The organism is Paenibacillus sinensis, from assembly GCF_019904155.1.
GTDB lineage: Bacteria > Bacillota > Bacilli > Paenibacillales > Paenibacillaceae > Paenibacillus_AQ > Paenibacillus_AQ sinensis.
The window spans coordinates 18,525-29,018 of the sequence record NZ_JAHCMB010000028.1; the positions used below are offsets into that span (position 1 = coordinate 18,525).

A 10,494-nucleotide genomic window follows, 5' to 3' on the forward strand; every position below is an offset into this window, starting at 1 on the left:
GACGCTTGCTAAAAGTGTTTCGGGAGCCCTCTATTTATGATACAGGGAAGGAATGAGTCCGGAATCATGTCGACCAAATTAAGAGAAGTACTGGCGGGCGAGGAAGCGAATTTTATCTTGCCGTTCTTTTGGCAGCACGGTGAGGAAGAAGCCATACTTCGTGAAGAGATAGCTCGAATCTATGAGTCAGGCATCAAGGCAGTCTGTGTGGAAGCACGGCCGCATCCGGATTTTCTTGGACCCCGTTGGTGGAGAGATATGGATGTAATCATGGACGAAGCACGGGTACGCGGAATGAAGGTGTGGGTTTTTGATGATGATCATTTTCCAACTGGACATGCAGCCGGACAATTAAAAGAAGCACCTCAAGAGCTGCGGCGATTGTTTTTGTCAGCACTTCACGTTGATGCTTTAGGGCCAAAGCCCAATTCATCGTTTCAAGTAGCAGTCCCCTTTCTTCCTGGATTCTATGAAGCGGTATCTTCCCAGATTATTGTTATTGCCATCAAGCGAGATTCGGCTTCAGGAGAATTGCTGGAGGAAAGAGTGGATTTATCCTCCAGTGTGATTGATGGCAAGCTGTATTGGGATGTGCCTGAGGGCTATTGGAGGATTTTTACGATATTTGAGAATACCAACGGTGGAGATCCGACAAAGCGCGATTATCTGAATCCGATTGTTAAGGAATCCGTGCGGGTCCTAATCGATACGGTCTATGAAGCATTCTACGCTCGTTACGGCGAAGACTTCGGTGACACATTTGCAGGTTTTTTCTCGGATGAGCCAGGATTTTACAACGGAAAGAACCCTGTAATAACTAACTTTGATACTTCGATTGGAAAAATGTCCGATCTGCCGTGGTCCCCGGAAATGTACCGCTTGCTGGAGCAGGAAGTGGGGGCGAATTACACCGAGCTACTGCCATTGTTATGGCACGGTCAAGGAGAATCGGTTAGCAAGATCCGCTACCATTATATGAATCTGGTGAGCAAACTCTACGCGGAGTACTTTACATCACAAATCGGAGATTGGTGCAGAAGCCATGGGGTCGAGTATATCGGCCATGTCATTGAAGACAACAATGTACATTCAAGGCTGGGTGTTGGCTCGGGTCATTTCTTTCGAGCACTTGGCGGGCAGGACATGTCCGGCCTGGATGTAGTCTTATGGCAGCTTAATCCTGGCTTTGATGAAATTCCTTCCGCATGGGTGGCGGGTGAAGCGGACAATGAATTTTACAATTATGGTCTTGCCAAAATGGCCTCGTCGCTGGCTCATCTGGACGCCAAAAAGCAGGGACGAACAATGGCTGAAGTATTTGGCGCTTATGGCTGGGTCGAAGGCTTGAAATTAATGAAATGGATGACCGATCATATGCTCGTGCGAGGCGTGAACTATTTCGTCCCCCACGCATTCTCGCCCAAGGAATTCCCGGACCCGGATTGTCCGCCACATCTGTATGCTAGAGGCCAAAATCCCCAATTCCGGTATTACAAGTATTTAAACCACTATACCAACCGGATGTCCCATCTGCTGTCGGGAGGGGTGCATATTGCATCCGCTGCGGTTCTGTATCATGCGGAAGCGGAATGGTCCGGCGAGTACATGTATTTCCATAAACCTGTGAAGGAATTAATGCAGAACCAGATTGATTGCGATGTGGTAACTTGCGATCTTATTGTTTCGGAAGCTGAAATTCAGAATGGGAAAATGTTAATCCAGAATGAGAGCTACAGTTGTTTGGTCGTCCCTTACAGTGAAGCGCTGCCCAAGGAAGTTATGCGTCGAATTCTTGAATTGGCTGAAGCCGGGATTGATGTTTATTTTGTGGGAGGACTCCCTAAGCGTACGAGTGAAGGTGGAGAAGCAAAGGCGGTTGAACGACTGGCTCTCTGCAACAATGCCCATGTAGTTAATCCGGGTCAATTGGCTACAGTCCTGCGCAGCGCCGGCCATTATGAAATTCAAATTTCGAATCGGCAGCCTTATTTGCGTTATTTTCATATGCGTCATCAAGACATGGATGTATATATGTTCTTCAACGAGCACCCGATCCGAGCGATTAATACAGAAGCTGCGCTTCCAGTACAGGACAACATCACATTCTATGATGCTTATAACAATAAGCTCGTAAAGGCTGCTGGGCTCCAAGAGGGAGACCGGACTCGTCTATTGCTGAATTTAGCTCCATTTGAATCTATCGTTGTTGTTGCGGCGAGTGATAAGTTCGAAATCGAAGAAAATTTTGATGCAGAAATAAATGGAACCGCAATTGCGATCAATGGGACATGGAATGTAGCTACAGCTGCTTCGGAACAATATCCGGATTTTGCGCCTTGGGGAGAGCTTGCTACGTTAACGGATCTTAGCCTGCCTGGATTTCTTCCGGATTTTGCAGGGACAATTCGCTATGAAATCCCCTTTGCTTATACACAGGAGATAGGCGGGCACGTGATTATTGACCTCGGGGATGTATTTGAAACGGCAGAGGTATTTGTTAATGGAAACTCAGCGGGAGTTCGTATAAGCACTCCATATCGTTATAACGTTACACCCTTTATGCAAAATGGAGAAAATACTTTAACGATTGAAGTAACAAATACGTTATCCAAAAAGTTGACTGATTTCTGCTCAAGGCTGGCACAACATGAACCCAGTGGCTTGCTAGGCCCCGTAAGCTTGTGTGCACTAATCGAAAAACCGAGTAAGGAGAACATTAAATGAAAAACTTCACTCTTAATTTAACCAACGACAGTGTAACTTTAACTGCTTATCTTCTGGATAACTCGCCGGAGTTGTCCAATACGAGTATCCGGCCGGCTATAATAATAATGCCTGGGGGCGGATACTACGCTTGTTCAGATCGGGAAGCTGAGCCCGTTGCTATGGCCTTCTTAGCAGAAGGGTATCAATCCTTTATTTTAAGGTACTCAGTGAAAGAGAACGCAGCCTTTCCGAAGCCGCTAAATGATGCCGAAGAAGCTTTGGAGCTTATTCGCAATAACAGTGGAGAATGGGGAATTGACCCGGATAAGATTGCAGCATGTGGCTTCTCGGCAGGAGGTCATCTGGCGGCGGCAGTTGGCACAATGGGAAGAGTGAAACCTAATGCTCTTATTCTTGGCTATCCAGCTATTTTAAGCAATATGGGTCGTTATCTTCCAGCTCCAATACCTGGTGTAAATGAATACGTAGATGCTACAACCCCACCGACATTTATTTTCCATACCTTTTCCGATGCTACAGTGCCATTATCCAATCCATTAGCCTTTGCAGCGGCATTGAACGAAGCGAGAATTCCGTTTGAAATGCATGTTTTTAAGAATGGCGCCCATGGATTATCGCTGGCGAAACCTCTCAGTTCCAATGGATTAAAAAAGCTGGTGGATTCAGATGCTGCAAAATGGTTCAGCTTGAGCGTGTCCTGGCTTAAAAATGTTTTTGGAGAGTTTGCATCGGATGCAGAACCACAGCTTGCTGATCATATTACCGAGCATAATGTAGATGTTCAACTGGGTGTTCTCTGGAGAAATCCCGAATGCAAGGCGTTATTACAATCTATGATGCCAGCGCTTGAAGAAAGTCCATTACTTGAAGAGGCCATGTTTTTACCATTACGCATTCTTGTCAATTTCGATGAAACTCTTCTGCCTAAAGCATCTATGCCGTTGCTGGATCAGCAATTAAAGGCAATACCTGTGGGGCAATCATGAAGATTATTCGTCTGAAAACCAATCGTGTAACCAATCCGCTAGGGTTTGATTTGGGCAAACCGAGATTTTCTTATGTAGTAATCGAGACGGAAGCTAAGAAACAGACAGCTGCCCGCTATGTCGTTGCAATTGACCAGAAGTTTGAAGATATCGTATTTGATAGCGGAAGAAGGGAGGATATCAGCAGCCTCGCTTTTGAGCTGCCGATTGAACTGATGCCGCGGACCCGCTATTTTTGGCGCGTAGAGGTATGGGCAGACAATGGGGAACAGGCTATAAGCGAGCCTGCTTGGTTTGAGACGGCCAAGCTGAACGAACCCTGGATGGGAAAATGGATTACCCCGGAATGGGATACAGACATACATCCGGTCTTGAAGAATTCATTTCAATTGAATAAAGCTGTTGCTTCAGCTCGTGTTTATATATGTGGACTAGGGCTTTATGAAATGTGCATTAACGGTGTAAAAGCGGGAAACGAATTCTTAACGCCCAACTTCAATAATTATCATAAATGGTTGCAATATCAAACGTATGAAGTAACCGGATTGCTGCGATCGGATAACAATGAAATATCGGTCAGCCTTGGAAATGGCTTGTATAAAGGGCGATTTGGTTTTGACGGCCATTCTAGCGAGCTCTATGGCAATAAGTTTGCTCTTCTTTGCGAGGTTGTTGTCACTTACCGGGATGGTACAACAGATATATTCGTCTCCGATACCTCGTGGACTGCGGTGCAAAGTCAAATTCAGTCGGGAAATTTGTATGACGGAGAAGTTTACGATGCCACGTTTCAGTCTGCTGAAACGTACTCCGTCCGTGAAATTGATCTGGGTTATGACCGGCTTAAGGCAAGGCTTAGTCTTCCTGTGATTGTCAAAGAGAAGCGAAAACCCCTTGAAGTGATTCTTACTCCCGCAGGGGAAACGGTTTTGGACATGGGACAAAATATGGTCGGTTGGATCGAATATCGGACAACGGCTCCAAGAGGAACCTTAATTCGATTACAGTTCGGTGAAGTGCTGCAAAATGGGAATTTTTATCGGGAGAATTTACGCACCGCGAGAGCAGAGCATCAATACACAGCAGATGGACGGGAAACAATGGTTCGCCCTCATTTCACGTATTATGGATTTCGATATGTAAAGGTTGAAGGCTGGACAGGAGAACTGAGTACTGACGATTTTACCGGATGTGTTCTTTATTCCGATCTGGAGGATACCGGATATATAGAGACCAGCAATCCACTTGTCAATCGGCTTTTCCTGAATGCAAAATGGGGACAAAAAGGGAATTTTCTGGATGTTCCTACAGATTGCCCGCAGCGGGATGAACGGTTAGGCTGGACCGGGGATGCCCAGGTATTCTCTGGCACGGCATGCTTTAATATGGATTCATATGCCTTTTTCAATAAATATTGTTATGATATTGGGACTGAGCAGGAAGAGCGTGATGGAGAGGTTCCAATGGTTGTTCCCGCTGCAAATGTCCATGAGGGCGGTTCAAGCGCATGGGGGGACGCGGCGGCAATAATTCCATGGAATATGTATATCCATTATGGAGATATTGCAATCTTACAGCAGCAGTTCGATAGCATGAAGGGATGGGTCGATTACATCATTCGTGCAGATGCAGACTCAGGCGGACGGAGATTATGGACGACGGGTTTCCATTTTGGTGATTGGCTCTCGTTGGACAGCAGCAATCCGGATTCTCCGTTTGGCGGAACCGACAAGGACTTCATCGCTTCAGCCTATTACTGCTATTCGGCAAATATTGTGGCAAAAGCTGCGAAGGTCCTTGGCAAAGCTGCGGAAGCCGTCTACTATGAACACATTTCACAAGAAGTGAAGGCAGCTATTCAGAATGAATATTTCACACAAACCGGAAGATTGGCTGTAGATACACAGACAGCGTATGCATTAGCGCTATTTATGGAATTGATTCCGGAGGGGTATGAGGATAAGGCAGCTGAAGCTTTACGGAAGCGGCTAAAAGCAGACCGAAACCATTTGAAGACAGGCTTTGTGGGTACGCCTTATTTGAATCATGTCCTTACCCAAAATGGGGGTAATGATCTTGCTTATACGCTTTTGCTCAATGATGATTATCCCAGCTGGCTGTACGCCGTTAAATTAGGAGCAACAACAATTTGGGAACGTTGGAATTCGATCCTGCCGGATGGAACAATAAGCGACACAGGCATGAATTCCTTAAACCATTATGCCTATGGTGCAATTATCGAGTGGATGTATCGTTGCGTAGCAGGGATTAATCCCATAGCAGAGGCTCCAGGTTTTCGGCAAGTGGAGCTGGCTCCCAAACCGGATGCCAGACTTGGATGGGCCAAAGCAACGGTTGAGTCGGCAGCGGGCACATATCGAAGCGGATGGGATATCACTAGGGAAGGATATCTTCGTTTTGAATTCGAAATTCCGTTCAATGCGTCAGCCCAAGTTCGATTACCTCATGCGCAAATAAAGGAATTGGTTATAAACGGGCATCCTTGGGAGCTTGCTTCCATTCACGGCGAGCAATCGGGAGAAGAGGTCCATTTGGATTTGCTTAGCGGCAATTACTTGATATGCTACCCACCCACCAAGCGTTACTTGAGTGAATTTAGTACAAAGACTCCGTTGATCGAGCTTCTACGTCATGATGAGGCTGCATCATTAATTCGAACATGGATGTCTGAGCAGGCCGGAGTCAATCCGGATGATCTGGGTGCTTCATTAGGCGTTTCATCCCTGCGGGATTTGGCGGCAATCTATCGTATACCGTCGGAAATTCTGGATCAAATGGATGAACAGTTAAGTCATATAAAATAAACAATAATAGAATTGAGGATTTGAATTGGAAACTAAGAGTCATCATCATTCATGGGCTAATCCGGCTCCCGCTGGATTGGTGGCCTTGGCCGTGTCCTGCTTTTGTTTTTTTGCTCTATTTACCGGACGAGTAACGGATCAAGCTGCCCCTCTATTAGGGTGGTGGCTGCTAGGCGGCTTTGTGGTTCAGCTCGTTGTAGGTATTGTCGATTTAAAAAACAGAAATACGGCTGGGGGGAATACGTTTCTTTACTTTAGCGCCTTCTTTATGCTGGTCGGTGGTGCGGAGCAACTGTATAAATTTTACTTGGCCGGAAGTTCGATCGTACTTGATGGTCACATCGACGGTTGGGCCTGGTTATGTTTATCCATAGCTTTATGGTTGTTTACTCCAGCTTATTTTAAGGCTCCATTTTTTCTGTGTTTAATTATTATCATTCTAGATGTTGCCTTGCCGATCCTGGCTTTTATGGATTTGGGCGTCCTTTCCCGGGAATTTTCGTTCATACCCGGCTGGTTGCTATTGATGTCCGGATTGTGCGGGATTTATCTTGCGTCGGCTATTGTTGTAAATGATACATTCGAGAAAAAGGTTTACCCTAATCCAGGTCCTATAATTAAGCATATGGAAGGGATGAATCGACAAGAAACGAAGTCTGTCATGGATTGAATATGGAAACCGTGTTTAGAGGGATGAAGTCGTGAAATCATAAGTATCCAGTCGTTAAAACGCAAGTCCCGGTAATTTGAGTCTGGTATCGTTAGCAAAAGAGACCGTTATTGTAGAGAACGATCGATAACGGTCCCGAAGAAAAACACTCCCGGAAGCTTCATGCAGCATTTCGGGAGTGTTTTGCAGAGAGGAGTGAAAACGCTATCATTAATTAATATGCCATCATTTCACTTAGAAACGGACAATACAAATTTGAAAAGGGGCAATCGATAATGTTGAGGAGATTATTCATCTGCTTTATGGCAATATCTATGATCTGTTTCCCCGTTACGGGAAAAACGGACGCCGCTCAACAGGATAAATCTTCAGTAGCTTTAACTTCCACCTCTCTTGAATCGAATAATGATTTGGCGTCGGCTACAGTCACTGGTTCGGTCTATGATTTTGTCTGTACGGGCAGAACGGAAACCACAGCAACATTTCAATGGACGGCTGCTGGAAGCGGTGTGACGGATATTGTTATTGAGCAGTCACCTGCTGGTCAGAACTCCTGGACACCGGCGCAAACCGGCATAATTGCCACAGATGCCAACACCGCTACGGTGAATGAACTGACAGCCGGCACGGTGTATGATTTCCGTCTGATGGTCACTGGCGGAACGAATGCCGGAACCTCGAACACTGTCAGCATAAAAACCGACATTGACGTTATTTCAAAATTAATTAATGGTGGCCATTTGTTTGACTGGAACCCTGGGGATGGTACCGTGTATAGCGATTTGCCGTATGGTGACAAAGAAAGCAATAAATATGACTTGTACATCCCGACAAACGCTTCAAAGACGGATGACATTGGAGTAATCCTATATGTTCATGGCGGTTCCTGGACTGGAGGCGATAAAAGCGGAGAGACGGCTGATCCGAAACGATACGCCCAAGCCGGGTACATCGTGGCCAGCATGAACTATACAGTGGTAAAAGATGCAAATGGAGCAACAATTAAGTCCATGGAAGATGAAATTGAGGCATGTGTCGCCGCATTAAAGCAAGAATTGACTAGTCGCGGCTACCATGTTTCGAGAATGACTATGGCAGGATATTCTGCAGGCGGCCATTTAGCTTCATTATTTGCCTACTCCAGAGCAGAGGTTTCGGCGTTGCCAGTTGTTCTACTCTTGGATAGCGTTGGTCCCAGCGATATGCATCCGGATACCTGGATTCCCATATCTGATGCGACATCAACAGCTGCGATCCTGAGCTTGATGGTAGATGAACCCGTTACTGTGGAAGATATTGAATCCGGGCGTGCAGAGGAAAAGATCAAATCGGTATCCCCGCTTCAGCATGTGAGCAGTACATCACCACCAACAGTAATGGCTTATGCCGCCTATGATCAGATTGTAGCACCGGGGCATCCCCGGAAGCTTGCAGCTGCGCTTGCACAGGCTGGAGTGGATTACAAGTACATTCTGTATCCAAACTCCGATCATTTTCTCGGCAACGATCCTGACAAAACCGCCGAACGAATTAGTACCTCATTGGCTTATTTGCACAAATATATGTCCCCGGTTCCATTGAGTCCGATTGCCGATTTTACAAACACGGCGACGACAACTACTTCCGCAAGCTTTAGCTGGTCAGCGCCTGTTAGAGCGGACAAAATCGTTATCGAGCAGTCTCTAGCCGGTAAAAACCTTTGGACGAAGGCAACAACTGAGGCAATTGAAAAAAATGCTGCGAGCGCAACTGTAACAGGATTGATGCCCGGAACGGTTTATGATTTTCGACTGGTTGTGACCGGCGGGGTGAATACAGGTGAATCGAACACGGTAAGGATTACGACTAACGTCAACACACCGACAAGCACGCCAACAAGCACACCACAAGTTCCTGCAAGCGGAAATTCTAACGAACAATCCAGCGATTTTGGAACAACCAAAACAATTGTACAAAATGATCAGACGGTTGAAACGTTATTGGTTGACCTAAAGAAACTGACCGACTATTTATCATCAAAAGGTGAGGGAGCAGTTGTTTCCATTCCAATGGTGACGAATTCTGATACATTTTCCGTTGTTTTAAGCGGCCAAATGATTCTGGCAATGGAAAATAAGAAGGCGGTAATGGAGGTTCAGACGGAGCGTGCAACGTATCGACTCCCGGCCAAACTAATCAATATTTCTGCAGTCTCCGGTCAACTGGGAGATTCCAACAGTATGAATGATCTTAAAGTACAAATTGAAATATCTGCTGCGGCTGCAGAAAAGTCTAAACTTCTGGAGACTGCAGCTCAAAAAGACGGGTTTTCAATAATTGTTTCCCCAGTCAATTTTATGGTAAAGGCAAGTCGTGGAGAAAAGAGCATAGAAGTATCGAATTTCAATGAATATGTAGAGCGGACGCTCACCCTTCCCGATAACGTTAGCCCGGAGAAGGTAATGACAGGTGTGACTGTCGATGAAGATGGTGCAGTTCGTCCGGTGCCAACTAAAATTATGAATATGAACGGGAAGCATTATGCTCAAATCAAGAGCATGACCAACAGCGCCTATTCAGTAATCTGGCATATGCCCGAATTCAACGATACGGCCAACCATTGGGCGGGTAAAGCAATCAACGAGATGGCATCCCGAATGGTCATCCCTGGAACAGACCGGACTCATTTCAGTCCAAACAGCATTGTTACCGGTACAGAATTCACGACAGCTCTCGCACGTGGCCTGGGACTCCAAACTTTAGAAGGAACTGCGGCACTTCAGGATATAACCTTCCTTCCAAACAAACCGATTACACGAGAGCAGGCAATGGTCATCATTAATAGAGCCATGGATGCAACTGGCTTAATTAAGAAAATTTCAGTCGATCCAAATGTAAGCGTTCTTAAACGGTATAGTGATGCAGGCAAAGTATCAAGTCGGGCCGAAGACGCCGTTGTTTTTTGCTTAAATAGCGGCATTGTGAATGGTCGAAGCAAGTCATTGTTGGCAGTCGACGACTTTATAACAAGAGCTGAAATCGCGGTTATTATGCAAAGAGTGCTTGAGAAGTCGGGACTCTTGTAAAACTATAAGCATAAATAATAGGGGCGAAGCTGAGTTTTTTTGCTTCGTCCTTTTTATCCATAGTAACTGGATGGCTACAAAGAACTAATCAATTCAATCCCTACATCAACCAGCACTGCAGTATTGACCATGCTAAGCAATATTTTGGCACGATTTTTATGCTTGTCAATCTTTTTGATAATTCCTTCTTTGCCTGTTAGTGGCCCAGATACAACGTGAAT

Annotated in this window: 6 protein-coding genes; 5 read left to right on the plus strand and 1 reads right to left on the minus strand. The window is 45.7% G+C overall.

Annotated features, from left to right (window positions below; translation table 11 throughout):
- The first annotated feature begins 66 nt into the window (after positions 1-66).
- The 5 genes from KIH86_RS02820 (at position 67) to KIH86_RS02840 (ending at position 10,273) form a co-directional block, all read left to right on the plus strand.
- Complete coding sequence (locus tag KIH86_RS02820; protein WP_223082392.1) at positions 67-2,724, plus strand: glycosyl hydrolase; 2,658 nt, start codon at positions 67-69, stop codon at positions 2,722-2,724.
- Complete coding sequence (locus KIH86_RS02825) at positions 2,721-3,713, plus strand: alpha/beta hydrolase (protein ID WP_223082393.1); 993 nt, start codon at positions 2,721-2,723, stop codon at positions 3,711-3,713. The genes KIH86_RS02820 and KIH86_RS02825 overlap by 4 nt, the downstream gene beginning before the upstream one ends.
- On the plus strand, positions 3,710-6,538 hold the full coding sequence (locus KIH86_RS02830) for an alpha-L-rhamnosidase (protein ID WP_223082394.1): 2,829 nt from the start codon (positions 3,710-3,712) through the stop codon (positions 6,536-6,538). Before KIH86_RS02825 ends, KIH86_RS02830 begins: the two co-directional genes overlap by 4 nt.
- Before the next feature lie 25 nt (positions 6,539-6,563).
- Positions 6,564-7,208, plus strand: a complete 645-nt coding sequence (locus tag KIH86_RS02835) for an acetate uptake transporter family protein (RefSeq protein WP_223082395.1) — start codon at positions 6,564-6,566, stop codon at positions 7,206-7,208.
- A 275-nt stretch (positions 7,209-7,483) separates the two neighbouring features.
- Positions 7,484-10,273: an S-layer homology domain-containing protein gene (locus tag KIH86_RS02840; protein ID WP_223082396.1), complete on the plus strand. Its 2,790-nt coding sequence runs from the start codon at positions 7,484-7,486 to the stop codon at positions 10,271-10,273.
- 74 nt (positions 10,274-10,347) lie between these two features.
- Here KIH86_RS02840 and KIH86_RS29950 read toward each other — a convergent pair.
- Positions 10,348-10,494, minus strand: a 147-nt coding sequence (locus KIH86_RS29950; protein WP_223110284.1) for a KOW motif-containing protein, incomplete at its 5' end; no start/stop codon positions are given.